General features: G+C 65.1%; 16 protein-coding genes and 1 CRISPR repeat array (1 of these 17 running past the window's edge). Of the genes, 11 read left to right on the top strand and 5 right to left on the bottom strand.

Annotation, left to right across the window (positions count from 1 at the left end; genetic code table 11):
* Positions 1-290: 290 nt before the first annotated feature.
* Positions 291-5,900 (top strand): DUF3320 domain-containing protein, encoded by a 5,610-nt coding sequence (locus K369_RS18420; RefSeq protein WP_051949384.1) that lies wholly within the window; start codon positions 291-293, stop codon positions 5,898-5,900.
* Between the two features lie 305 nt (positions 5,901-6,205).
* Here the strand turns inward: K369_RS18420 and K369_RS18415 are convergent, their stop codons facing one another.
* From K369_RS18415 to K369_RS18395, 5 genes are all read right to left on the bottom strand, one after another.
* Complete coding sequence (locus K369_RS18415) at positions 6,206-8,200, bottom strand: AAA family ATPase (RefSeq protein WP_051949383.1); 1,995 nt, start codon at positions 8,198-8,200, stop codon at positions 6,206-6,208.
* Positions 8,197-8,529: a DUF6634 family protein gene (locus K369_RS26640; RefSeq protein WP_156967970.1), complete on the bottom strand. Its 333-nt coding sequence runs from the start codon at positions 8,527-8,529 to the stop codon at positions 8,197-8,199. The genes K369_RS18415 and K369_RS26640 overlap by 4 nt, the downstream gene beginning before the upstream one ends.
* 84 nt (positions 8,530-8,613) lie before the next feature.
* Positions 8,614-8,922 carry a hypothetical protein gene (locus K369_RS18405; protein ID WP_156967969.1) on the bottom strand — a complete coding sequence of 103 codons (309 nt, stop codon included), beginning with the start codon at positions 8,920-8,922 and terminating at the stop codon, positions 8,614-8,616.
* Positions 8,923-9,224: 302 nt separating this feature from the next.
* The gene (locus K369_RS18400) at positions 9,225-9,797 is read right to left on the bottom strand and encodes a hypothetical protein (protein WP_036293123.1); all 573 of its coding nucleotides are present in this window, start codon (positions 9,795-9,797) and stop codon (positions 9,225-9,227) included.
* The gene (locus tag K369_RS18395; RefSeq protein ID WP_036293121.1) at positions 9,794-10,132 is read right to left on the bottom strand and encodes an HNH endonuclease; all 339 of its coding nucleotides are present in this window, start codon (positions 10,130-10,132) and stop codon (positions 9,794-9,796) included. Before K369_RS18395 ends, K369_RS18400 begins: the two co-directional genes overlap by 4 nt.
* A 95-nt stretch (positions 10,133-10,227) precedes the next feature.
* On the opposite strand from K369_RS18395, the gene K369_RS18390 reads away from it, so the two are divergent.
* From K369_RS18390 to cas2, 10 genes are all read left to right on the top strand, one after another.
* Positions 10,228-10,539, top strand: a complete 312-nt coding sequence (locus tag K369_RS18390) for a helix-turn-helix transcriptional regulator (RefSeq protein WP_036293119.1) — start codon at positions 10,228-10,230, stop codon at positions 10,537-10,539.
* A gap of 32 nt (positions 10,540-10,571) precedes the next feature.
* The gene (locus K369_RS18385; RefSeq protein WP_036293117.1) at positions 10,572-11,255 is read left to right on the top strand and encodes a type I restriction-modification system subunit M N-terminal domain-containing protein; all 684 of its coding nucleotides are present in this window, start codon (positions 10,572-10,574) and stop codon (positions 11,253-11,255) included.
* A gap of 260 nt (positions 11,256-11,515) precedes the next feature.
* Complete coding sequence (locus K369_RS18375) at positions 11,516-13,843, top strand: CRISPR-associated helicase/endonuclease Cas3 (RefSeq protein WP_036293114.1); 2,328 nt, start codon at positions 11,516-11,518, stop codon at positions 13,841-13,843.
* Positions 13,844-13,919: 76 nt separating this feature from the next.
* A complete protein-coding gene (locus tag K369_RS27275) occupies positions 13,920-14,150 on the top strand; it encodes a hypothetical protein (RefSeq protein WP_198033155.1) in 231 nt (76 codons plus the stop codon).
* A gap of 64 nt (positions 14,151-14,214) precedes the next feature.
* Positions 14,215-14,889 carry a type I-C CRISPR-associated protein Cas5c gene (cas5c, locus tag K369_RS18370; protein ID WP_036293113.1) on the top strand — a complete coding sequence of 225 codons (675 nt, stop codon included), beginning with the start codon at positions 14,215-14,217 and terminating at the stop codon, positions 14,887-14,889.
* Positions 14,886-16,679: a type I-C CRISPR-associated protein Cas8c/Csd1 gene (gene cas8c / locus K369_RS18365; protein WP_051949378.1), complete on the top strand. Its 1,794-nt coding sequence runs from the start codon at positions 14,886-14,888 to the stop codon at positions 16,677-16,679. Before cas5c ends, cas8c begins: the two co-directional genes overlap by 4 nt.
* 3 nt (positions 16,680-16,682) lie before the next feature.
* A complete protein-coding gene (gene cas7c / locus K369_RS18360; RefSeq protein ID WP_036293112.1) occupies positions 16,683-17,564 on the top strand; it encodes a type I-C CRISPR-associated protein Cas7/Csd2 in 882 nt (293 codons plus the stop codon).
* A gap of 14 nt (positions 17,565-17,578) precedes the next feature.
* The gene (gene cas4, locus K369_RS18355) at positions 17,579-18,205 is read left to right on the top strand and encodes a CRISPR-associated protein Cas4 (RefSeq protein WP_036293109.1); all 627 of its coding nucleotides are present in this window, start codon (positions 17,579-17,581) and stop codon (positions 18,203-18,205) included.
* 6 nt (positions 18,206-18,211) lie between these two features.
* Positions 18,212-19,258 carry a type I-C CRISPR-associated endonuclease Cas1c gene (gene cas1c / locus K369_RS18350; RefSeq protein WP_036293107.1) on the top strand — a complete coding sequence of 349 codons (1,047 nt, stop codon included), beginning with the start codon at positions 18,212-18,214 and terminating at the stop codon, positions 19,256-19,258.
* Between the two features lie 13 nt (positions 19,259-19,271).
* On the top strand, positions 19,272-19,562 hold the full coding sequence (cas2, locus tag K369_RS18345) for a CRISPR-associated endonuclease Cas2 (RefSeq protein WP_036293104.1): 291 nt from the start codon (positions 19,272-19,274) through the stop codon (positions 19,560-19,562).
* 285 nt (positions 19,563-19,847) lie between these two features.
* Positions 19,848-24,750: a CRISPR direct-repeat array (repeat unit 32 nt; unit sequence GTCGCCCGTCGCGCACGGGCGTGGATTGGAAC); it runs 46 nt beyond the window's last position.

The following is a 24,750-nucleotide window of genomic DNA, read 5'->3' as shown; positions in this document are numbered from 1 at the left end:
CACCTCGGTTTCGAACTCGAAACGCAGTTACGCCTGCTCGTCCTCCGATCGGAGCGAACGCCGGTAAAGGAGTGGCCGGCGACGCCGAAAAAAACGCTGACAGCGGGTAACTGGTAAAACCCGTAACACGCTATGAGTTTTTCTCGCGGGCTGGCTTGGCTGATCGCGTTTTGCCGAATATCGTCACCAGCCAGAGCGCAGCGGCCTGCCCGGTCATTGCGAGGGCGGTCGGAGCTCGATCGAACTCTGAATAGAATTCTTTTCATCCTGAATGAGGGAAGTGTATTTCGATGGACGCCATTGTTCATCCCGAAGACGAAAATATCTCAGTATTTCAAAGCAATCTCCCGATCGCCGAAAAGCTCGATCGCGCGCGCATGGAACTGCTGGACCTCTCGGCGCGAAATCGGCTGCTCAACATGCCGCGTTCCGCCAAGGCGGGACGATCGCTCGAAATCGTGGATGAGAAGAGCGCTGAAGTCTTTCGCCTGCTGATACGAGAAGGCAAGGTCTTCACCTTCGTCGCCGGAAAGGCGGCGCGCGCGAGCGATGGCGAGCCGGAGGGGGAAAGCGACGAAATATCGGACCTCGCCCAGCCCGAAGACGATGTAGCGGATGAGCGCGGCGTGTTCACCAGACATTCCGACACGCGGCTCCAGACCCGGCTGACGCCGAAAGGGCTTCAGAAGCGACTGCTCGAGCTCTATTACGACGCGCGCACGCTCGAGGAGGAGCAGGGCGTCAACATCCTCTATCTCACGCTCGGCGCGCTGAAGTGGATTGATCCGGGGAACGCGGCCAATATTCGATTCGCGCCGCTGCTGCTCGTTCCGGTCGCCCTCGAGCGCGGCAATGCGGGCGAGAAGTTCAAGCTTCGTTCGCGGCCGGAGGAATTCGCGTCGAATCTGTCGCTCGAAGCCTATCTCGAACGCATCCACGGCATACGGCTGCCGGATTTCGAAGCGTCCGATAGCTTCGACCCGATCGCCTATATGGACGGTGTGGTGGAGGCGGTCACGGAAAAGCCGGGCTGGGCCGTCCAACATGACGACATGGCTCTCGGCTTCTTCTCCTTCGCCAAATTCCTCATGTATCGCGACCTCGACCCCGAGACTTGGCCGGATCATGCGCGGATCAGCGATCGGCCGCTGATCCGCAGGCTGCTCACCGACGGCTTCGACGGCTCGGAAGGCATGATCCACGAGGACGCCAAGATCGATCCGTTCATTCCGCCCGCCGAGATGGTGCACATCGTCGACAGCGACAGCAGCCAGGCGCTCGCCATTCACGAAGTGCGGCGCGGACGCGACATGGTGATCCAAGGGCCGCCCGGAACCGGCAAGAGCCAGACGATCGCCAACATCATCGCTTCCGCCGTGGCGGACGGAAAAGCGGTGCTGTTCGTCGCGGAGAAAATGGCGGCTCTGGATGTGGTGAAGCGCCGGCTCGACGCCACCGGCGTGGGCGACGCCTGTCTGGAACTGCATAGCAACAAGGCCAATAAGCGCGCTTTGCTCGAAGAACTGCGCCGCACATGGGAGCTCGGGGCGCCGAGGGGACCGGATGCAGGCTCATTGTGCGCACGTTTGACGGAAGCGCGAGACGGGTTGAACGCGCACGCCGCGAGAATGCACCAGCCCCATGCCGCGGCCGGGTTGACGCCCTATCAGGTGATTGGACAGCTCGTCCGCCTGCGGCTCGCAGGCGAAAGGCCTAATGATATCGAGCTGCAAGCTCCTGCGGAATGGACGGCCGATGGATTCTCGGAACGCCATGCGGTGCTTTCCGAGCTGGTCGAGCGCGTCGAGGCGATCGGCACGCCTGACGATCACATCTGGCGCGGCGTCGGGCTCGCCGCCGTCACGCCATTGGAAGTGGATCGCCTGACCACGCGTTTCGCGGCGCTCAGTGAACGGCTCCACGCGCTCGAGGCATCGCAGGTCGACCTCGCGTCGATTCTCGAGCGCGCGCCGGCGACGACGCTCGACGAGCTTTCCCCGGTCATCGCGCTCGCTCGACGCATCGCCGCCGCGCCTGACCTTTCCGGCGCGGCGCTCGGCGCGACCGCCTGGGTCGACAATCGCGAGGCGATCCAAACGCTGCTGGTGAATGGCGCTCGTTATGCGAGCCTCCGAACCGATTTGGCGAGCGTCTTCCATGACGAGGCGTGGGAAACGGAGACCGCGCCGCTTCGCGAGATTCTGGCGCTGTTGCCGCCCGCCTTCTCTTCGGCGGCTTTCGAGCGCCTTGGGACTCTGGTCGCCATTCTCCCGCGCCTCGCCATAGAGGCGAAGGGGCTGGCCGACACAATGGCCTTTGCGACGCCGCTCACGCTCGCCGATGTCCGGCGTCTCATGCAGATCGGCGAGCGCGTCGTAGCGGCGCCGGTCGCGAGCGCCGAAGCCTTTGCGAATGATCTTTGGAACGATAACGTCGAGCGCGCGGCCGATCTCGCCGACGCCATTCGCTCGCTCGAGCAGGCGCGAGCGGAGATCGGCGCCAGCCTGTCGGATGCGGCTTGGACGATGGATTTGTCGGGCGCGCGGACGACGCTCGCTTATCACGGCGACGGATTCTTCAAAATTCTGAGCGGCGAATGGCGACACGCCAACGCCTTGGCTCGCTCCGTCCTCCGTAGCCCGGATCAGCCATTGGCGGATACGCTCGCGCAGCTCGATGCGCTCATCAGGGGGCAAGCCGCCAAGCGGCTGATCGAGAGCGACGACGATTTCGGACGAAAAGTCTTCGCCTCGGACTGGAGGAGCGACCGTTCCGCTTCGGCGCCATTGTCGGCGCTCGTCGAATGGATGCGGTCACTGAAGGGGCTAGGCGATGAGCCGCGACGTGTCGCGGCGAATAATCCAGACCGTGAGATGATCGCATCCTGCATGGAGCGGACCGCGAAGCTTCTCGTCGAGGCGGCGCCGGTCGTCAAAGCGCTCTGGAACGAGCTGCCGGAGCGCGCCCTATTGTTCGGCGCGGCGCCGACGGCGGACAGGGCCGAACTCGCTCCTATGCTCGATGCAGCGAGAGGATTCCACTCCGCCGACCGAGCCGTGGCGGCGCTCGAGAAGGCCTCGTTCACCATTCTAGCTGTTCGGCTGGATATGCTCGCTCTCATCGCAGAAGGGCGCGCATGCGCCGAGGCGCTGGCGTCGGGTGAGACGCTCGGCTGCTCCGCCTTCGGCGTGGCTTGGCGCGGCAATACATCCGAGTGGAGCATGCTGAAGAGCGCCGCCGACTGGATCGACGGCAACGGTGACACCCGGCTCTTGGCGAGTCGGATCGAGGACCGACGAGCGCTCGCCGATCGGGCCGATGCGATCGAAGGAGACCGGTCGTCGCTCGTCGCCGATCTCGACGCCGCATTCACGGCGATGTCCTTCGACCTCCCAAGAGGTTTCGGGTCGGCGACCATCGGCCTCGTGTCGCTCGAAAATCTGCGACAGCGACTCGGCGATTGGGCTGCCGGCGGTGAGCAATTGTCCAAATGGGTCGCCTATCGAGATCGCGCGGACCGAGGGCGGACGCTCCGCTGCGCAGAGGTCGTCGGCCGTCTGGAGGATGGCAGGTTGAAGGCCGGCGAGGTCATCCCAGCGTTCGAGATGGCCTATTACGAAGCCGTCCACGCGGATCAGGTGCGTCTGGCGCCGGAACTCGGTCGGTTCGACGGAACTCTGCATGGCCGCAAGGTGCGCGAGTTCGTCGATCTCGACCGTCAGCGGATGGCGATGGCCGGCCTCGAGGTCGTGCGCGCGCATCACAAGCAGATTCCCCCTCGGGACGGCGGCTCCGTCGGTCCTTTGGGCGCGCTTCGCGCTGAAATTCAGAAGAAGCGCGGTCACATGCCGATCCGCAAGCTCATGGAGAAGGCCGGGCCGGCGGTGCAGGCGCTCAAGCCGGTCTTCATGATGAGCCCCCTCTCCGTGGCCCAGTTTCTCGTTCCGGGCGTGTTCGATTTCGACCTATTGGTGATGGACGAGGCGAGCCAGATCCAACCTGTCGACGCGCTCGGCGCCATCGCGCGCGCGAAGCAAGTCGTCGTGGTCGGCGATCCGAAACAGCTGCCCCCGACAGCCTTTTTCTCGAAAATGACCGGCGCCGTCGACGATGACGATGAGGATGACGGCGGCCGGGTCGCGGACATAGAGAGCATCCTCGGTCTATTCACGGCCCGTGGCCTGCCGACGCGAATGCTCCGATGGCATTATCGCAGCCGGCATCAGTCACTGATCGCGGTCAGCAACCGCCAGTTCTACGAGGGCAAGCTCTTCATCGTTCCGAGCCCCTATACATCCGAAGCCGGCATGGGATTGCGCTTCCATCACATAGAGCAAGGATTGTTCGAGGCCGGCGGCTCCCGCACCAATCAGATCGAAGCCAAGATCGTCGCGCAGGCGATAGCAGCTCACGCGCGCGAGCATTCGAATCTATCGCTCGGCGTCGTCGCGTTTTCGGTCGCTCAGCGACGCGCGATCCTCGACCAGTTGGAGCTCATCCGCCGCACATTGCCGCCGGAGACGGAGGCGTTTTTTCAGGCGCATCATGCGGAACCGTTTTTCGTCAAGAACCTGGAAAACGTGCAAGGCGACGAGCGCGACGTGATCTTCATCTCGGTCGGATACGGGCCCACGACGCCAGGAGGCCGTGTTCCGATGCGCTTTGGACCGCTCGGCGCGGAAGGCGGCGAACGGCGCCTGAATGTGCTGATTTCTCGCGCCAAGCAGCGCTGCGAAGTCTTCGCCTCATTGACCGACGAGGATATCGAGCCGGATTTCGCGTCGACCCGCAAGGGCGTCTTCGCCTTTCGCCTGTTCCTGCATTATGCGCGGACAGGGAGGCTGACCTTGGCGGAGAGCACCGGTCGCGACCATGACAGCGTGTTCGAGGAGCAAGTCGCCAAGGCTCTCCAGGCTCGCGGCTATCAGGTTCACCGTCAGGTCGGACTCGCAGGCTTCTTCATCGATCTCGCCGTCGCCGACGAGGATCGGCCCGGCCGTTATCTGCTTGGGATCGAGTGCGATGGCGTCGCTTATCACGATTCCCGCTCGGCGCGCGACCGCGACCGGCTGCGGCAATCGGTGCTCGAAAGTCATGGCTGGACCATTCATCGAGTCTGGAGCGCAGATTGGTTCCAACGTCCGGCCGAGCAGCTCGACCTCATCATCGCCAAAATACAAACGGCCAAGGAGGAGCACGACGCTACGACCACGAGAGCGACTCGCGCGGCGCCGGTCGACATCGTCACTATCGAGCGGGAGGACGTCACAGAGATCGGCCTCGTTCCCGTTGGTGAAGAGTCTCAGAGTTCGAGCGACGCCTATATCGAAGCAGTGTTGAGCCGGCCCTCGGCTTGGGCCGGTGAATTGCACGAAGCGCCGATCGGTATCCTGATCGCGCTCGTCGAAGAGGCGGTGCGGATCGAAGGTCCCGTTCATTCTGACGAAGTCGTCAGTCGTATTCGCGACGCTTTCGGTCTCAAAAGAGCGGGAAATCGTATTCAGCAAGCAGTCGAAGCGGCGATTGGCGTCGCCGTTACAACTGGTCGGATCGAAAGCGTGGTCGATTTCCTGTCGATTCCCAATTCGCCTGTCCGCGTTCGAGACCGAAGCTCCGCAACCTCGCAGATGCTGCGACGAGCAGAAATGCTGCCGCCTTCGGAAATCCGCTCAGCCGTAGTCGATGTCGTGCGGCGCAATTTCGGTGCGACCACCGATCAGGTCGTGCAATCGGTTTCTAGGATGTTCGGCATCAGATCGACCGGCGCGAACGTGCGAGACGTCATCCAAAGGCAGATCGACGACGCGCTCGAAGGAGGAGTGCTGACGATGCAGGCCGGCGTTCTCATGTGTGTCGTGGGCGATGAAACATCGAATGAGGAATTGGTTCGAGAAACATAGTGCATATCGGGCTTATCGCCTCCTGTAAGCTTCCAACGAGAAAGCGATCACTCCTGGTTGCAATGTGGAGACGCCAACAATACGGCACAGAGTCTAGGTGACTAGGCTGCTGGCGACACCCGTGGGACGCATTCGACCGTGCTGTCTATTTCATTGTTTTGTCGGGCTCGACGATCGGCCTCGTCGAGGACAGCGCTCTCGATCACACGGACCGGCGAACTCGGCGGCGCGGTAGACGTTGGCGCCGAGCCGCTCGCGCACCGTTCATAGGCACGCGACGACGTCGTCGAGGAGGTCGCCGTCCCTCATGAATTCCTCCCGCGAATATTCGGGCCGCGAACCTTCGGGCCGGGCTTGGCGTTCTTCGCTCCGTCCTTCGGGCCGCCGCTGCGGACCGGCGGCGTCGCCAACAGGGCGGCGACGTCGTCCCCGGTCAGGAAGCGGCGGTCGAGCAGCGCGTCGGCGATGCGCTCGACGTCGGCGCGGCGCTGGCGCATCAGGTCTTTCGCGCGGGCGTGCAGCCGGGCGAGATCCGCCTCCACGGCGGCGCGCAATCCATGATCGAAGGCCAGCGAACCGGCCGGGTCGGGCCGGTGCCGCAGCGTGTCGCCCAGCCCGTGGGCGCCGTGCCCGTCGGCCAGCGCGCGCGTCGCCATCGCCAGATCGACGACCGCGCCGGTGGACGCCGCGCCGAGGACGACCTCCTCGGCGGCGCGCCCCGCGAGCAGCAGCGCGACGCCGGCGTCGAGGTCGGCGCGCGTCGGGAACTCGGGCCGGCGCCCGGCGGCGCGGGTCTCCCCGCCGGCGTCGCCGCGCGCCACGATCGAGGTCGAGGCGATGGTCAGCCCCGCGTCGAGATAGGCGACGCAATGCCCGGCCTCGTGGACGGCGGCGACGCGCCGGTCGGCGGGCGAGCGGTGATCGGGCGGCGCCACGACACGCAGCAGGTCGTCGAGCCCGGCGTCGCGGCGCGCGGCGCGAGCGGCGTGGAGGACGTCGCGCGCCCAATGCGCCGCATGGGCCGGCGTCGCGCCGGGCCCGGCGAGGCGGATCGTCGCGACGAGATCGGCGTCCGAGACGCCCGAGAGCGCGTCGCCGAGCCGCCAGTGCAGGATCCGCGCGAGCGTGTCGGCTCCGGGCGGAGCGACGTCGATGCGCGTCAGCCGGCCCGGCCTGACGGCGGCGGCGTCCACCGCATCGGCGAAATTCGAGGCGGCGACCACGATCACGCCGGCGTGATCCTCGAGCAGGGTCAGAACCAGGGTGACGATCGGCGTCCAGAAGTCGCGGCCGCGCCGGTCCATCGACGCCCGGTCGGGACAGGCCGCCTCGAACTCGTCGATGCAGAGGACGCAGGCGCCCGCGGCGACGGCGGCGGAGCGCGCGGCGTCGCAGATGTCCTGCATCGCTCTGGCGATGGTGCCGAGATGGCCCGCGTCGCCGCCGCGCGCGAACATGCGTCCGCAGGAATCGACGATCAGGGGGACGTCCATGGCGCGGGCCAGCGACGCGGCGAAGGTCGTCTTTCCCGCGCCGGGCGGGCCGGCGAGCAGCACGCCGGGCGTCCGCACGTCGCGCCAGCGGATTCGACCGGCGCGATAGTCGGCGACGCCCGACGCGATGTCCTGCGCCAGCCGGCGCAGATCGGCGGGCAGGCAGTCGATCGGCGGGATGTCGTCCGCGTCGCCGATCGCGCTGACGGTCGCCGCCTTCTTGGCGTCGGCGGCCCGCATCAGATTGGCGACGACGTCGCGCGCCGCCGCGCCGGGGCGGAAGGCGCAGACGATCTCCGCGAAGGAGAGCCCGAGGGCGATGTCGTCGGGCACGTCCGCTTTGCCGCGCGCGAACTTTCTCATGAGCCGGCGAAGGATCGCCGCGCCCGGCGCCATGACCGTGACGCGAGCGTCCGCCGCCGAGAGAAGCGCGGACGGCAGGAACCGTTGCGGATCCTGCGAGACGCCGACGACGGAACGCCCTCCCGCGAGATCCGCGGCGACCCCGTCGTTGCCGTGCGCGGGATCGTGGTCGCGACGGGATGAGCCGTCCCGCGGCAGGCAGACGAGCTGGTGCGGATCCTTGCGAAGGGCGCGCGCGATCGGATCGCACCAGTCGGCGCCGGGCACCTGGACGACCACGGCCACCGTATCGCCGCGACGGATGCGCCGGCGCAGATCCGCGGGCAGGGCCGCCCCGAGGCAGGCCCCCGCCAGCGCGTCGGCGACGCCGCTCGGCGCCGGCACGTCGTCGTCATCGTCGGGGCGGTCGAAGAGGTCGTCTCTGAGATGCGAAAGCTTGCTCATTGATCCCTCCCGCGCGCCGCGCCGCCGGGACGGCCGAGGCGATAGAAGCGGCTCGCCGTGCGCGCCCAGCCGGCGTCGGCGTCGAGCGCGAACAAATCCGAGGTGATGATGGGCCTATGATCCGTGAGCACGGGATGGCCGGTCGTCAAGCCCGCGAGCGCGGGTCTCGCTCGCGCGACGACCACCCACTGATCGAGGATCGGAGCGGCGCCGAGATCATTGTCCGACGGGCGTCCCTCTGCGAGGAGGCGCTCTATATCGTCTGCAAGAAGCCTCGCTCGCCAAATGATTTCGGCCGGATCATACCCAAGAAATAACGTGTCACACATAACCTACACTCCAGAAAAATTGCCTGTCCAAGTCGCGGTGATGCACCGACGACAAAAGTGCGCCGTCCGGCGCGCGCTTTGCTGTCATTGCGCGATGCGAGATTGACGACGACGCGGCGACCGCGACGCGCAAGGCGTCCGGATCACCGGCGCGGAGCCCCACCCATCCGCGATGAGGTCGCACGCGAGCGATTTTTGGCGACACAGGCCGAAAATGAGGATTTCGCGCGCAGCGGCATCGCCATGAAGGACGTGGAGCAGCGTGGCGGACATCACGGCGTCGACGGCGTCGGCCGGAGCGCTCTTGTCATGGAGCGTGCGAATGGCGCGAGCGATCGCGACCGCCGCATCGTCACGGGAGGCGCGCCAGTCGGCGCCGAAGAGGTGCGCCAACTCCCGCGACAACGCGGCCTCATGCGCGCTCGTGAAGGCATTGGCCGGAAGATCTCTCCACCAAACGAGCGAAGACGACGCTCGATGAAATTCGATGTCATGATAGGGACGCATGCATAGCTCTCCTGATCGCGCTCGCACCGAGCGCGTCGAAATTCGGGAATCGCGGGAGCCGGATCAGAACGACGTCGGAAACGGCCCCCGCGGACACAGGGATGAAAGTCAGGAGCAGCTTTTCAGCTCTCGCCTCGCCACGCCGGGCCGTGCAATGCCTCGCCGGGCCACGCCCCGCCACACCGCGGTCAATCGAGCACCTTCACGGTGAAGCGCCCGAATTTGGGTCTCCAATCGCCGAGCCCCTCCCTGGAGCCGGCGATCTCGAGAATTTCGATCACGTCGCGACGATTCAGCACCGTCGGCAGGAATTCCGCGCAGACGGTCGCCCGCCATGTCGGAAAACGGGCGCGCGTCCGCATGGTGCGAGACCCGGCCACATTGACCGGATAGCGAAAGCGAAAACTCCGATCCGCCCACAGCTCCTCGACGTCGCGCGGCCCGTCGTAGCGAAGCGTCGCTGGATCGGCGCAGAGGAAGCCGGCCTTTCCCGCCTTGCCTTTCCGCTTGGATTTGGCGGCGGCGATGAACGCCGATTCGATCGCTTCTGCCGGAATGCAGGGTTGTCCTTCATTCAGCCAGAGACCGCCGAACCATTCCGTGCGCGCGATTTCCTCGTGGTCCGCGGCCGTCTTGTCTCGTTTCGCCGTAAGCCTCCTGAGGCCGATGGCGATGTCGTCGAGCGGATCGACAAGCCGCGAGGAATGCATCAGCAGAGGACGAATCCCCTCGATCTCGAAGTGGATCTGCTCCGCGCTCATCGGCGTGCTCCGCGTCTGGCGGTCGGGTCGAACAAGGAAACCGGACCGACGAGCGGTCTCCTGACGTCGGCGGTCACCGGGCGCCGGCGCGCATATCGACGTCGCCGGAGATGGTCGGTGATCACGCGATGGCAGTCACGGCAGACGGCGAGCAGGTCGCCAGGCTCTTCGCGCCCCAGCCGTTCGTAGGTCCGGTGGTGCGCTTCGAGGCCCGCCTCCGCGCCCTCCGCGTTGCAAATGCGGCATCGGTGTCCTGCGGCGACGAATTCCGCAATTCTCACCCGGCTATCGCGCCAGGCAGCGCTGGCGATGTAGGCCTGATAAAAGGTCTTCATGGGATACCTGTTTGCTCCTCTCTTCGATGACATTTTGCATCCGAAGTCGGGTTTTGCAACAGGTTCGGTGACAAAATGCAATCGATGTAGGCAATATGGTTAACAGCGAGTTAACAAATCTCGTCTGGCCGTCGCCGCGGCTCATTCGCGCGGCGCGCGGCCTGGTCGGCATCGACCAGGGCACGCTCGCCGCGCTCGTCGGCGTGACGCGGCAGACGGTCGCCAAGATCGAAGCCGACGAAAGCGCCCGCATGGATCCGCGCCGCCGGAAGGTCCTGCTCGACTTGGCGACCGCTCTGGAACAGAACTACGGCGTCGAATTCATCGAGCCGCGCGACGGCGCGGGAGAGGGCGTACGATATCGAACGGCGAGGGTTCACGCCTCGATTGGGAATGACCGCAGATAGACGATGAGATTTCAGGCATTCAAGGGACAGGCATGAGCAACGGCGATCTGAACTGGATCACGAACTTCATCTGGGGCATTGCCGATGACGCGCTACGCGACCTCTATGTCCGCGGCAAATACCGAGACGTCATCCTGCCGATGACGGTTCTCCGCCGGCTCGACGCCGTGCTGGAGCCGACCAAGCAGGCTGTCCTGACGATGAAAACCAATCTCGACAAGGCCGGCGTCGCCAATCAGGACGCCGCCCTTCGGCAGGCGTCTGGACAGGCGTTCTACAACACCTCGCGCTTCACCCTGCGCGATCTCCGCAACCGCTCGAGCCAGGCGCAATTGAAGGCGGACTTCGAAGCCTATCTCGACGGCTTCTCGCCCAATGTTCAGGAAATCCTCGAGAGCTTCGAGTTCCGCAACCAGATCCCCAAGCTGTCGAAAGCCGACGTTCTCGGCACATTGATCGAGAAGTTTCTCGACTCCTCCATCAATCTCGGCCCCAAGCCGGTCCTGAACGGCGACGGCTCGGTGAAGCATCCGGGGCTCGACAATCACGCCATGGGCACGATGTTCGAGGAGCTGGTCCGCCGCTTCAACGAGCAACCGCGAATATCGACGCTGAGCGCGCCAGAGGAGGCGAAGTGGCCCGCCGCCTCTATCGTACCCTCGATGACAATGACGTCATTCGCGGCTATGCCGAGACGCTACAGGGCCAAATCCTGAGACAAGGAGCGAAGCGTGTTCGTCCGCACCGAGGCGACGAGGCTCGGCGTCGACATCAGCTTCCGCAAAAAGCGATCCAGCGAAAGACGAGTGCTCGACGCGGCGTCTGTCGCCGCTTGTCCTGAGGCCGAGCTCTCTGCACCCTGAAAGCCGTCGAGAGCTTGCTCGAGAGAGACTTCGACGTTCATGGAATGGGCTAGATCGAAAGACGAGCCTATCATAAGCTCGGATTTTATCGGTCTCGACTTGGAGCGGCCGCGATGCCGATTTATGCGCATTCGACAGACCGTCCGGACGAGTCGACCTGGGAACCGCTCGAGAAGCATTTAAAGCAAGTAGAAGATTTGGCGGAAGCCCGGGCGGGCAAGTTCGGCGCTGCGGACTACGGAGCAAAGGCCGGTTGGCTGCATGATTTCGGCAAGGTCGATCCACGGTTCCAGGCCCGGTTGAGAGGGGCCAAGGCGCCCTTCGATCATGCGGGGCCGGGTGCGGCGTTGGCCCGGGAGCTTTTTGGCGTTTTTGCGGGCCTTCTCGCCCCCATCATAGCCGGGCACCATACGGGATTGATGGACGGAACACGGGATGGTGAGGCCAGCGTCGACATCACGCCGCTCGATGAACGGTTGGGATATTGCGTGGGGGATCTGGAGCAGCAGAAATCCCTGTGGTCGGCCGAAGGACTGACATTCCCGGCGCCGCCAAGCGCGCCGCCAGTCAAACCGCGCAAGGAATCGGGCCGCGACGACGGCAGTGTGAGCGCGGCTTTTTGTCTCTCATTCTTCACGCGCATGGTCTTCTCGGCGCTGGTGGACGCGGATTTCCTCGCCACCGAGGCGTTCTACGCAAAATACGAACGCCGGAATATCTCGCGCGGCTTAGGCGAGTTTGCGCTCGCCGATTTGAAGCGAAGGCTCGATGACTTTCTGGCTGCGAAATGCGAGAGGGCGCGCCGCGAGCATCCTGGGCCCTTGAACGACGCCCGCGCCGCGATCCTCGCCTCGGCCCGCGCCAGCGCCCATACCGGCCAGGGGATATTCACTCTCGCCGTGCCGACCGGAGGCGGCAAGACGCTCGCCTCGCTCGCCTTTGCGCTCGATCATGCGATTGCTAAAGAACTCGATCGGGTCATTGTGGTGATACCCTTCACCTCGGTGGTGGAGCAGACGGCGGAGGTCTATCGAGAAGCATTCGGCGATTTGAAAGGCGCCGTGCTGGAGCATCACGGCGCTTTCGACGACACCAAGATCAGGCGCGAGGGCGACGCGCCGGAGATGCGCGACAAGCTGAAGCTAGCGCAGGAGAATTGGGATGCGCCGATCGTGGTGACGACGGCGGCGCAATTCTTCGAGAGCCTCTTCCACAACAAGAACGCGCGCTGCCGCAAGCTGCATAACATCGCTCGATCGGTGGTCATTCTCGATGAGGCGCAAACCTTGCCTCTGCCCGTGCTGAGGCCGATCGTGCTGGCGATCGACGAGCTGGCGCGCAATTACCGAACCACGATCGTGCTGTCGACCGCGACCCAGCCGGCCCTGCTGGAGCGGCCCGCTGAGTCGGAAAAATCCTTTGTCGGCGGCCTGCGCGACGTTCGGCCGATCATCGCCGACGAGACGCCGCTGTTTCAGGTTCTAAAACGCGTGGAGATCGAATCGATCGGCAGGCAGGACGACGCGGCGCTCACCGAACGGATCTTGCGGCAAGGTCAGGCGTTGACCATCGTCAATACGCGCAAGCATGCCCGCGAATTGTTCGCTCTCATCCGCCGCGAGGATGGCGCACGGCATTTGTCCACCATGATGTGCGCAGCGCACCGCTCCGAGGCGCTCGACGCGATCCGGCAGGATTTGGCGAACGAACGGCCGGCGCGCGTGATCTCGACCTCGCTGATCGAGGCGGGCGTCGACATTTCCTTTCCCCTCGTGCTGCGCGCCGAGGCCGGGCTCGACCAGATCGCGCAAGCGGCCGGACGCTGCAATCGCGAGGGCCGGCGAGCCGCGTCGGAGAGCCGCGTTCTGGTGTTCGAAGCGGCAGACGGGAATGGCCATCCCGAGATGCAAAAGCGATGGTCGGCGACCAAGGAGGTCTGGCGCAGGCTGGAACGCGGAGAGCTCGAAGGCTCGCTGCTCGATCCGCCCGCGATCGAGGCCTATTTCCAGGCGCTCTTCTGGCTGAAGGGAGACGCCGCGCTCGACGAATACGAGATATTGAAGCTGTTGCGGGCCTATGCGCCAAAACGAGGGCAGCCGTTGCAATTGCCGATGGAATCGATCGCGCGGCGGTTCAAGATGATCGACGACGCAATGGCGCCCTTGCTGATCGGCTGGGACGAGACGGCGCGAAAGGAGATCGACGCGCTTCGTCATGCGGAATGGGTGGGCGGTGTTGCGCGCCGGCTGCAACGCTATCTGGTGAACGTGCCGCCGCGGGATCGCGCCAGGCTGATCCAGCGACGAGCCGCCGAAGTGATCCAGCCCGAGCGCTTCGGCGAGCAGTTCGTCGTGCTGTCGGATATGGGCCTCTACCGCGCCGACGTCGGGCTCGACGTGTCGGACCCGGCGTTCGAGGAGGCAAGGCGTTTGATTGTTTGATCTATTATGGGCATGAACTTGACTTGCAATGATCGATGGCTTTAGAACGATCTCCGTCGACAAAGGAGATTCGGCCATGGAGCGGCTCTGGTTCTGGACGCAGCTTTCTAAGGTGCTGGAGTTTCGATTTCTTTTTAGGGGAGAGGTGGAAATCTCCATAGGGAAGTTACCTGCGCCGCCCCCGAACGAACCTCCTTCTCGTCGTGGATTGGAACATGCCGATAATCGATCTCGTGAGGAGAACGGGGGACGGAACACACGCGTGTTCCGTCCCGATTTCAGTCGATCGAACAAAACTGTTGATTGAAATAAGCCGCCGTTGCACGGCGCGCCCCCACGGCCGAGCATGAGCTCGATTTTGGGAGGCTGCATTGACCGATTCGACCCGGGATTTTGGTCTGAAATTGCATGTCTGGGGCGAGCGCGCCTGTTTTACTCGGCCCGAGATGAAAGTGGAGCGCGTCTCCTATGATGTGATGACGCCCTCGGCGGCGCGCGGCGTTGTCGAGGCGATTCATTGGAAGCCGGCGATCCGCTGGATCATCGATCGCATTCATGTGCTGAAGCCCATCCGCTTCGAGAGCATTCGTCGCAACGAGGTGGGCTCCAAGATTGCGGAATCGAGCGTGCGGTCGGCGATGCGCTCTGGGCGGCTCGACGAGCTCGTCACGCTGGTGGACGAGGATCGCCAGCAGCGCGCCGCCACCGTGCTGCGCGACGTGGCCTATGTCATCGAGGCGCATTTCGAGCGCACCAGCAAATGGGGGCCGCAGGACAATGACGCCAAGCACATCGACATGGCCCGTCGACGCGCCCGTTCCGGCCAGTGCTTTCAACGGCCCTGTCTCGGCGCGCGCGAGTTCGCCGCGGATTTCGAGCTGATCGAAGGCGAACCGCCGCCGGCCATTTCCGAAAGCCGCGATCTCGGGTTCATGCTGCTCGATATCGATTTTTCAGCCGGATCCCGCCCGGTGTTCTTCCGCGCCGAAATGATCGACGGCGTCATCGAGCCGCCGCGCATGGAAGATGCGAGGGCGAAGCGATGAGCATGCTCGCGGCCCTGGTCCGGCGCTACGAGCGCATGGCGGCGAAGGGCGAGGCGCCCGTGCCGGGGTATTCCTCGGAGAAGATCGCCTATGGCGTGACATTGGCGGCCGATGGCTCGGTCGTCGACGCGGTCCCGCTCGGCGAGCTGGTGAAGGGCAAGCTCGTTCCCGAGAGCATGATCGTGCCGCAGCCGGTCAAGCGCACGGTCGGCATCGCGGCGAATCTATTATGGGACAAGACGTCCTATGTGTTCGGCGCCACCGATCCGGCCAAGGAGTCGAAGCGTGCGGCGAAGAAGGGATTGAGGCCCGGCGCCGAGGAGTTCGGCGCCTTCCGACAGCGCCAGCATGAGGCGATCGGCGAAACGGAAGACGTCGGCCTGAAGGCGTTTCTGGCGTTTCTCGACGGCTGGGATCCCCAACGCTACGATGAGTTGCCACATGCGTCGGACATGCTGGACGCCAATGTCGTCTTCCGGCTCGACGGCGACGACTGGCTTCACAATCGACCCGCGGCGCGAAAAATCGTCGCGGGCTCGGCCGGCGCCGGAGGCGCCGCCGGGCTTTGCCTTGTGACCGGGCAGGATGCGCCGGTCGCGCGGCTGCATCCCTCCATCAAGGGCGTGCGCGGAGCCCAGTCGTCGGGCGCGGCGATCGTATCCTTCAATCAATCCGCCTTCACCTCCTTCGGCAAGGAGCAGGGCGAGAACGCCCCCGTCTCCGAATATGCCGCCTTCGCTTACACCACCGCGCTCAACGGGCTTTTGGCGGAACGCCGCAACCGCGTGCAGATCGGCGATGCGACGGTGGTGTTCTGGGCCGAACCGGAAGGCGAGGAGGAGCCCTATGACGCGGAAAACGTCTTCGCTGAGATTTTCGGCGTTTCCGCCGAAACGGGCGCCCCCGAGTCCGCGCCCGCTCCAGACGCCGAGACGCAGGAGCGCGACCTCCTCCAAAAGCTGGCGATGATCGCCGAGGGCCGGGCGGTCCCCGGCGCCTCCGTCAGTCCAGCGACGAAATTCTACGTCCTCGGCCTCTCTCCCAACGCCGCGCGCATCTCAGTGCGCTTCTGGCTGGACACGACGATCCGGCAATTGGCGCAAAGACTGACGCGGCATTTCGAGGATCTGCGGCTGGAGCCGCCGCCATGGAAGACGCCGCCGAGTTTTTGGCGTCTGCTCGTCGAGCTCGCCGCACAACGCAAATCCGAGAACATTCCCTCCCATCTCGCCGGCGAATTCGCTCGCGCGGTTCTGACTGGCGGCCACTATCCGCTGTCACTGCTGACCCTGGTTCTCTGCCGGCTTCGCGCCGATCACGATGTCAACGGCCACCGCGCGGCGCTCATCAAGGCCACCCTTTCTCGTTTCAACAAGGAGGTTCCCGTGTCGCTTTCGCGAGACGAACCCGATTCCGCCTATCGCCTGGGGCGACTCTTCGCCGTGCTCGAGGTCGTGCAGCGCGCCGGAGTCGGCGATGTGAACGCCGGTATTCGCGATCGATACGTCGGCGCGGCGTCGGCAACGCCTTCACGCGTCTTTCCCATCTTGTTGCGTGGCGCGCAGGATCATCTGTCGGCGGCGAAAAAGAAGGGCAAGAAAGGCTGGGCGATCAGTCTGGAAAAGGAAATCAGCGAGATCATGGGAGGCCTCGGCGCGGCGAAGCCGTTCCCGCCCTCGCTGGATCTCGACGGGCAGGGGCGATTCTTCGTCGGCTTCTATCACCAGCAGGCCGAGCTTTTCACCAAACGCACCCCCGAGATCGAAGCCGTCGACGACACCGAGGAATAGCCCATGTCCGCCATTACTCATCGCTATGATTTCGTCTATCTCTTCGATGTCGCCAACGGCAATCCCAACGGCGATCCTGACGCCGGCAATCTGCCTCGTCTCGATCCAGAAACCGGCCTCGGCCTCGTCACCGACGTCTGCCTGAAGCGCAAGGTGCGCAACTTCGTCTCCCTCGTTCGCGGCGACGAGCCCGGCTACCGCATCTACATGGCCGAACGCGCTGTGCTGAATTTGCAACATCGTGAGGCATATGCGGCGACGGGACTGACGTCGGAGCCCAAGAAGCTGCCGAAGAAAGAAGAAGAGGCGGGAGCGCTCACCAAATGGATGTGCGATCAATTCTTCGACATCCGCACTTTTGGCGCGGTGATGTCGACGGAAGTCAACGTCGGCCAAGTGCGTGGACCGATCCAACTCACCTTCGGCCGCTCGCTCGATCCGATCGTCCCCTTAGAGGTGTCGATCACGCGATCTTCGGTGACGAATGAGAAGGATGCGCTCTCCAACGACCGCACCATGGGCCGCAAGCACATCGTCCCCTACGGCCTCTATCGCGCCCACGGCTTCATCTCCGCCCGCTTGGCCAATGACGCGAGGAAGGGCACCGGATTTTCCGAGGAGGATCTCTCCCTGTTCTGGCGGGCTCTCGGCGAGATGTTCGATCACGACCGCTCGGCGGCGCGCGGCGAGATGACCGCCCGCCGCCTCATCGTCTTCGAGCATGAGAGCGATCTCGGCAACGCCCCGGCCTCCAAGCTGTTCGAGCGTGTGAAGGTGCTCCGCGCGCCCGGCTCGGACGGTCCGCCGCGCAGTTTCTCCGACTATCTCGTGACTTTGGACGAGGCGCCGCTGCCGGCCGGCGTCAAGGCGCTGGATCTCATCTAAAGGGAGAGGGGGTCATGGACGAGGCCGATCTGATCCCCCTCTCGGCGCTCCAGCACATGCTCTATTGCCCGCGCCAATGCGCGCTGATTCACGTCGAGCAGGTCTGGAGCGAGAACCGCTTCACCGCCGAAGGGCGCATCCTGCATGACAAGGCCGATCAGCCGGGCGCATCGCGCCGGCGCGGCGTGCGCACAGCCACCGCCATGCCGATCCGCTCGATCGCGCTCGGTGTGTCTGGCGTCGCCGATGTCGTGGAACTGCATGAACGGGACGGACGCATCCATCCCTTCCCGGTCGAATACAAGCGTGGGTCGCCGAAGGCGCATCGCGCGGACGAAGTTCAGCTATGCGCCCAGGGCGCCGCGCTGGAGGAAATGTTCGGCGTCGAGGTTCCGCAAGGCGCGCTCTTCTATGGCGAGACGCGGCGCCGTGTCGCGGTCGCCTTCGATGCCGATTTGCGCCGATTGACCGCGCAAACCGCGGCCGCTGCACGAGCGATGATCCTTTCCGGCTCGGTTCCTCACGCCGCCTATGAGGCCAAACATTGCCGGGCCTGCTCGCTGCTGGAGACATGCGCGCCACGAGCGACGGCGGACGGCGGTCAGGTGGCGCGGTGGATCGCACACATGATCGAGGGGTGAGATGCAATGGTCGACCGCCGCTACCTCAACACGCTTTATGTCTCCACCGAAGGCGCCTATGTGCACAAGGACGGAGAGAACGTCGTGGTGGAAGTGGAGGGCGTGGAGCGTCTGCGTGTGCCGATGCACAAGCTCGGCGCCATTGCGCCATTCGGCCGTGTCACCATTTCCGTCGGCTTGACGGCGGCGGCGATGGAGGCGGGAATCGCCATCACGCATTTGACCGAGCATGGCCGCTTTCTCGCCCGCGTCGAAGGGCCGGTCTCCGGCAATGTGTTGTTGCGGCGCGATCAGTTCCGCGCGCATGAGAGCGCGGCGGCGAGCGCGACTTTCGCTGCGGCGATCATCATCGCCAAAGCGTCCAATCAGCGCGCCGTGCTGCAACGGGGGTTGCGCGATCATGGCGACAGCTTGGACGAGACGGCTAGAAGCGCTCTCCAATCTGCGATCGATCATCTGGCCGACGCGTCCCGTCGTTGCCTGAAGCCGCAAACGCTCGACGAGGCGCGCGGCGTGGAGGGCGAAGCCGCGCGCGCCTACTTCGGAGTATTCGATCATCTGATCCGCGCCAAGGATCCGGGTCTACGATTTGGCGCACGCTCGCGCCGTCCGCCGCTCGATGCGGTCAATGCGCTCCTCTCCTTTCTCTACACCTTGCTGGTTCACGATTGCCGATCGGCGCTCGAACGCGTCGGCCTCGATCCGGCTGTCGGTTTTCTGCACCGTCTGCGTCCTGGACGCCCGAGCCTGGCGCTGGATCTGATGGAGGAGCTGCGCCCCCATCTGGCTGATCGGCTGGCGTTGACCCTGATCAATCGCGGCGAGATCGGCGTCAAGGATTTCCGTCGATTCGAAAACGGCGCCGTGCTCCTCGGCGACGACGCCCGCAAGCAAGTGCTGACGGCGTTTCAGGAGCGCAAGCGCGAGGACATCGAGCATCCTTTTCTGAAGGAGAAGCTCGCCATCGGCCTGCTGCCGCACATTCAGGCGCAGCTGCTGGCCAAGGCTGTGCGCGGCGATCTCGACGGTTATCCGCCGATGATCTGGAAATAGGAGCGAGACCCGTATGATGGTGCTCGTCAGCTACGATGTCGAAACGGTGACGGCGGCGGGCCGCAGGCGGCTGAGGCGAATCGCCAAAGCCTGCCGAGATGTCGGCCAACGTGTGCAGTTCTCTGTCTTCGAATGCGAGGTCGATCCGGCGCAATGGGCGATGCTGCGGGCTCGTTTGATCGGCGAGATCGATCCGGACAAGGATAGTCTTCGCTTCTATTTTCTCGGCAGCAACTGGCGCCGCCGCGTGGAGCATGTCGGAGCCAAGCCGGCTGTCGATTTCGACGCGCCGATGATCATATGAGCCGATGCTCGAATGCCGACACGGCTATTCTAGTTCGGAAAACGTCTTCGCAATTTCCGGAAATTTCGGTTTCGGCGTCGGGCCGGAACAGCAGCAGGATTTTCCGAGCGCGAACGCCGAGCGGCTGGCCAGAGGCCGGAGGGTTCGCGGAGCCGGAAAAGAGCTTGTTATCAACTACCTGACGATCTGCGTTCGCAGGGTGGCCTCCTGTCCGAGCGTTCAATCGCATCGGTTCGCGCGCAGATCTCGATTTTGTTCATCCGATCAATGTCCTATCTTGGCGCGGTCGCCCGTCGCGCACGGGCGTGGATTGGAACACGAACTCGATCCCGATCGAGAACCCGTTGCAGAGGTCGCCCGTCGCGCACGGGCGTGGATTGGAACCCTGACACCGACCCGGAAACATCCGGGAGGGTTGTCGCCCGTCGCGCACGGGCGTGGATTGGAACACGCCCGTGTAGCCGACGATATGACCGGCGGACGGCGTCGCCCGTCGCGCACGGGCGTGGATTGGAACATCTTGGCGAGATTGACCGGAGCCGAGCCGAAGGTCGCCCGTCGCGCACGGGCGTGGATTGGAACGGGCGACGCCGTCGTCCTCGACGGCACAAATGACGTCGCCCGTCGCGCACGGGCGTGGATTGGAACAGGCTGCTGGCGTTGAACGCGCCCCGATCGGGCCGTCGCCCGTCGCGCACGGGCGTGGATTGGAACTGGTTCAGCGGCCGCCGCGCGTCGGGGTCATCCTGTCGCCCGTCGCGCACGGGCGTGGATTGGAACGCTTCTTCAATGTCAGGCTGAGCGCATCCTGTGCGGTCGCCCGTCGCGCACGGGCGTGGATTGGAACGAATCCGGTGCCGCCGCCAAGTTTCGAGCGTCGAGGTCGCCCGTCGCGCACGGGCGTGGATTGGAACATCGCCGCGCCGCCGAAGATCGTCGCCATGCCGAGTCGCCCGTCGCGCACGGGCGTGGATTGGAACCAACCGGACGGCGTCGTCCAAGTGTTGAACGACGTGTCGCCCGTCGCGCACGGGCGTGGATTGGAACGACAAGGAGGCCACGACCGCGCTCGCTAATCGCGTCGCCCGTCGCGCACGGGCGTGGATTGGAACACTGCGTACCTGGACGTGAAGAAGCCGACGCAGATGTCGCCCGTCGCGCACGGGCGTGGATTGGAACACCCAGCGAGCGTTGAAGACCTGATTTCACGCTGGTCGCCCGTCGCGCACGGGCGTGGATTGGAACTCAGCACAGGTGCAGAACGCGCCGTGCGTGCATGGTCGCCCGTCGCGCACGGGCGTGGATTGGAACTCATCGAGAATGACCCATCCGACTGCCGGCTTTGGTCGCCCGTCGCGCACGGGCGTGGATTGGAACGATCATCCGCGCGCGCGGCTATCTGAAGCATTTCGTCGCCCGTCGCGCACGGGCGTGGATTGGAACACGCCAGCCCGGTCTCGGTCGGAGGCGCACCGAGAGAGTCGCCCGTCGCGCACGGGCGTGGATTGGAACGCCGATGCTGGCAGACGCCCGCGCCGAAATCGCGTCGCCCGTCGCGCACGGGCGTGGATTGGAACACGGCCAACACCACGAACGGCTCGCCGACCCTCAGTCGCCCGTCGCGCACGGGCGTGGATTGGAACTCTTTGGAGTCGCTCAATCTCACCCGCTCCGATTGTCGCCCGTCGCGCACGGGCGTGGATTGGAACCTCATTCACACCGCTATTCCGAGCCGAGATCGCCGTCGCCCGTCGCGCACGGGCGTGGATTGGAACTTCAGCTCGGCATTCTCGGCGGCGAGCCGGCGCGTCGCCCGTCGCGCACGGGCGTGGATTGGAACACCTTCGCCGAGCCGGAAGGCCCCGCCCCCGGCCGTCGCCCGTCGCGCACGGGCGTGGATTGGAACGTCCTCTCAGGTCAGGGCTTCGGAGAGTTGCGTGCGTCGCCCGTCGCGCACGGGCGTGGATTGGAACTGGCCAGCCCGCGGCCGACGCCGCAGCCGGGGCCTGCTCGTCGCCCGTCGCGCACGGGCGTGGATTGGAACTGGCCAGCGGTTCCGAACAGGCCGGCGAGCGGGGTCGCCCGTCGCGCACGGGCGTGGATTGGAACACCTGTCCGGAGAGCGACAAATCATCGGCCATCTGTCGCCCGTCGCGCACGGGCGTGGATTGGAACTCTCGGCTCGTCAAAACCGTCTCCGGCGATCGCAGTCGCCCGTCGCGCACGGGCGTGGATTGGAACCGCGACTTTTCCGGCCTGCCCAGCCCACGCCCCCGGTCGCCCGTCGCGCACGGGCGTGGATTGGAACCACTTGCCTTGCTCGGTATCCATGCCGACGAGATGTCGCCCGTCGCGCACGGGCGTGGATTGGAACGGCGCGAAGCCCGTTGCGATGCAGCTTCGCATGCGGTCGCCCGTCGCGCACGGGCGTGGATTGGAACTCGCGCGAGGCCGCCTTGTCGGGCGAGAAATTCATGTCGCCCGTCGCGCACGGGCGTGGATTGGAACGCTCAGACGCTTGGCGCAGCTCTCGGCGGCCTTGAGTCGCCCGTCGCGCACGGGCGTGGATTGGAACAAGGCGAATGCTAATGCGGCGGCGGTGAATGCTAATGTCGCCCGTCGCGCACGGGCGTGGATTGGAACGAGCGAAGATGCTGTAGAGCGATCGAAGGACATTTAGTCGCCCGTCGCGCACGGGCGTGGATTGGAACCGTATGGAGGAGTTCGCGCCCGGATGCGACGTGAGTCGCCCGTCGCGCACGGGCGTGGATTGGAACACCATCGGTTCCGTCGCCAACAACAAATACACCTTCGTCGCCCGTCGCGCACGGGCGTGGATTGGAACAACTGGGGTTGCGCAGATCAGCTCTGGCGCTTGGGTCGCCCGTCGCGCACGGGCGTGGATTGGAACAAAACGAGTTCCCCGAATATTTCCAGGAACGCCCCGTCGCCCGTCGCGCACGGGCGTGGATTGGAACAGAGCTACGTCGCTCAGGCGATCACTCCCCTGCGTCGCCCGTCGCGCACGGGCGTGGATTGGAACAATCGATTGGGCAGTTCTATGCTGTCGATGATGAAGTCGCCCGTCGCGCACGGGCGTGGATTGGAACTTCGCGGATGCGGCAGCGATGTGCCGTGCCCAGGTCGCCCGTCGCGCACGGGCGTGGATTGGAACACCGCGAGATTCCTCTTGGCGCTCGAAGATCGCCGGTCGCCCGTCGCGCACGGGCGTGGATTGGAACTCCGCGCCGTCGTCGTCGAGACGGCGATCTCCGCGTCGCCCGTCGCGCACGGGCGTGGATTGGAACCATCATGCGGCGCTCGAGCGGATTGGACGCATAAGTCGCCCGTCGCGCACGGGCGTGGATTGGAACACCGTGATCGTGACCTCGGTCACATTGGATCCGCGTCGCCCGTCGCGCACGGGCGTGGATTGGAACTGGCTGTGTCTCTCGCCGCTATCGGACGCGCCTCGTCGCCCGTCGCGCACGGGCGTGGATTGGAACCAGCGACCTCGCGTCGATATATTGCGCGGCGACGTCGCCCGTCGCGCACGGGCGTGGATTGGAACGACCCACTCGCCGGTTTTCGACGGATGCGCTTGGCGGTCGCCCGTCGCGCACGGGCGTGGATTGGAACTCGGCGAGCTGCGCCCCGAGCTTCGGGCGAGACATGTCGCCCGTCGCGCACGGGCGTGGATTGGAACCGGCTACACCGGCTACAATTTGATCGACCTTCTCGGTCGCCCGTCGCGCACGGGCGTGGATTGGAACAGTTCGGGCTCGACAACCGCACGGGGCTCGGTGGCGTCGCCCGTCGCGCACGGGCGTGGATTGGAACCGACGAACCTACGCTTTACATCTGCGCGACGGATGTCGCCCGTCGCGCACGGGCGTGGATTGGAACCGCCAGCGATTTCGCGCCGAACGACATATATTGCCAGTCGCCCGTCGCGCACGGGCGTGGATTGGAACATCCTCATCCGCTGCGCCGTCGTATCGATCCCCGAGTCGCCCGTCGCGCACGGGCGTGGATTGGAACCGCGCCCCCGAGCGACACATGCGCGTCGCGCGTGAGTCGCCCGTCGCGCACGGGCGTGGATTGGAACATTTGAATGTCCGCCGAATAGGCTTTCGTCGGCGTCGCCCGTCGCGCACGGGCGTGGATTGGAACAGATCGCCGCCAATTCCTTTGCCGGAATGGGCGGGTCGCCCGTCGCGCACGGGCGTGGATTGGAACCGCCGCGCACGCGCTTATCGGCAATGGCGCGGCTCGTCGCCCGTCGCGCACGGGCGTGGATTGGAACCGACGCAGCGCATTACGATCGATGATGATCTGAGTCGCCCGTCGCGCACGGGCGTGGATTGGAACGTTATAATCGTCGCGCAAATCTAAGATCGCAGGAAGTCGCCCGTCGCGCACGGGCGTGGATTGGAACCGATCTTCGCCAGAGCAGGCGCTGGGGGGCTCGCGTCGCCCGTCGCGCACGGGCGTGGATTGGAACAAGCTCACGTTCCGCCGCCTCATACGCGGCGATGGTCGCCCGTCGCGCACGGGCGTGGATTGGAACCATTGCCCGGCAGTCGGGACCTGTCCATAGGTCCAGGTCGCCCGTCGCGCACGGGCGTGGATTGGAACGCGATCTCGGCGGAAGCCACGGGCGAATCTTTGTGTCGCCCGTCGCGCACGGGCGTGGATTGGAACCAGGACGTCGGCGTCTCGCTCGCCGCCGGCCAGGTCGCCCGTCGCGCACGGGCGTGGATTGGAACACGTCGGTATCGCCAATCCTCGGCGGCGCAGGCGGTCGCCCGTCGCGCACGGGCGTGGATTGGAACTTGCCTTCCCCGCGAGCGGCTGGATATGAGCGAAGGTCGCCCGTCGCGCACGGGCGTGGATTGGAACGCGACCTTGTCGCCGCTATTGAGCGTCTTGATCTGTCGCCCGTCGCGCACGGGCGTGGATTGGAACCGTCAGATGCGGACCTCGTGACTATCGAGGCGGGTCGCCCGTCGCGCACGGGCGTGGATTGGAACTCGCGGGCGGCCGTCGCTGGCGCGCGCTGCGCTGTCGCCCGTCGCGCACGGGCGTGGATTGGAACCAAGCGCGAGGCCGCCGACAAGGCGCGCGCCGAAGCCGTCGCCCGTCGCGCACGGGCGTGGATTGGAACGACTTGCGCACCGAGACGATG

This window comes from Methylosinus sp. PW1 (assembly GCF_000745215.1).
In the GTDB taxonomy this organism is placed as follows: domain Bacteria; phylum Pseudomonadota; class Alphaproteobacteria; order Rhizobiales; family Beijerinckiaceae; genus Methylosinus.
Note: the sequence above shows the minus strand (reverse complement) of the source record. Positions and strands in the feature narration are given on the sequence as shown.

Excerpts from the sequence above, each read along its gene's own strand:
- K369_RS26640 (WP_156967970.1), bottom strand. The coding sequence starts at position 8,529 with ATGTGTGACACGTTATTTCTTGGGTATGATCCGGCCGAAATCATTTGG.
- K369_RS18395 (WP_036293121.1), bottom strand. The coding sequence starts at position 10,132 with ATGAAGACCTTTTATCAGGCCTACATCGCCAGCGCTGCCTGGCGCGAT.
- K369_RS27275 (WP_198033155.1), top strand. The coding sequence starts at position 13,920 with ATGGAGCGGCTCTGGTTCTGGACGCAGCTTTCTAAGGTGCTGGAGTTT.
- cas4 (WP_036293109.1), top strand. The coding sequence starts at position 17,579 with ATGGACGAGGCCGATCTGATCCCCCTCTCGGCGCTCCAGCACATGCTC.
- cas7c (WP_036293112.1), top strand. The coding sequence starts at position 16,683 with ATGTCCGCCATTACTCATCGCTATGATTTCGTCTATCTCTTCGATGTC.
- cas1c (WP_036293107.1), top strand. The coding sequence starts at position 18,212 with ATGGTCGACCGCCGCTACCTCAACACGCTTTATGTCTCCACCGAAGGC.
- K369_RS18415 (WP_051949383.1), bottom strand. The coding sequence starts at position 8,200 with ATGAGCAAGCTTTCGCATCTCAGAGACGACCTCTTCGACCGCCCCGAC.
- K369_RS18420 (WP_051949384.1), top strand. The coding sequence starts at position 291 with ATGGACGCCATTGTTCATCCCGAAGACGAAAATATCTCAGTATTTCAA.
- K369_RS18375 (WP_036293114.1), top strand. The coding sequence starts at position 11,516 with ATGCCGATTTATGCGCATTCGACAGACCGTCCGGACGAGTCGACCTGG.
- cas8c (WP_051949378.1), top strand. The coding sequence starts at position 14,886 with ATGAGCATGCTCGCGGCCCTGGTCCGGCGCTACGAGCGCATGGCGGCG.
- K369_RS18390 (WP_036293119.1), top strand. The coding sequence starts at position 10,228 with ATGGTTAACAGCGAGTTAACAAATCTCGTCTGGCCGTCGCCGCGGCTC.
- cas2 (WP_036293104.1), top strand. The coding sequence starts at position 19,272 with ATGATGGTGCTCGTCAGCTACGATGTCGAAACGGTGACGGCGGCGGGC.
- K369_RS18385 (WP_036293117.1), top strand. The coding sequence starts at position 10,572 with ATGAGCAACGGCGATCTGAACTGGATCACGAACTTCATCTGGGGCATT.
- K369_RS18400 (WP_036293123.1), bottom strand. The coding sequence starts at position 9,797 with ATGAGCGCGGAGCAGATCCACTTCGAGATCGAGGGGATTCGTCCTCTG.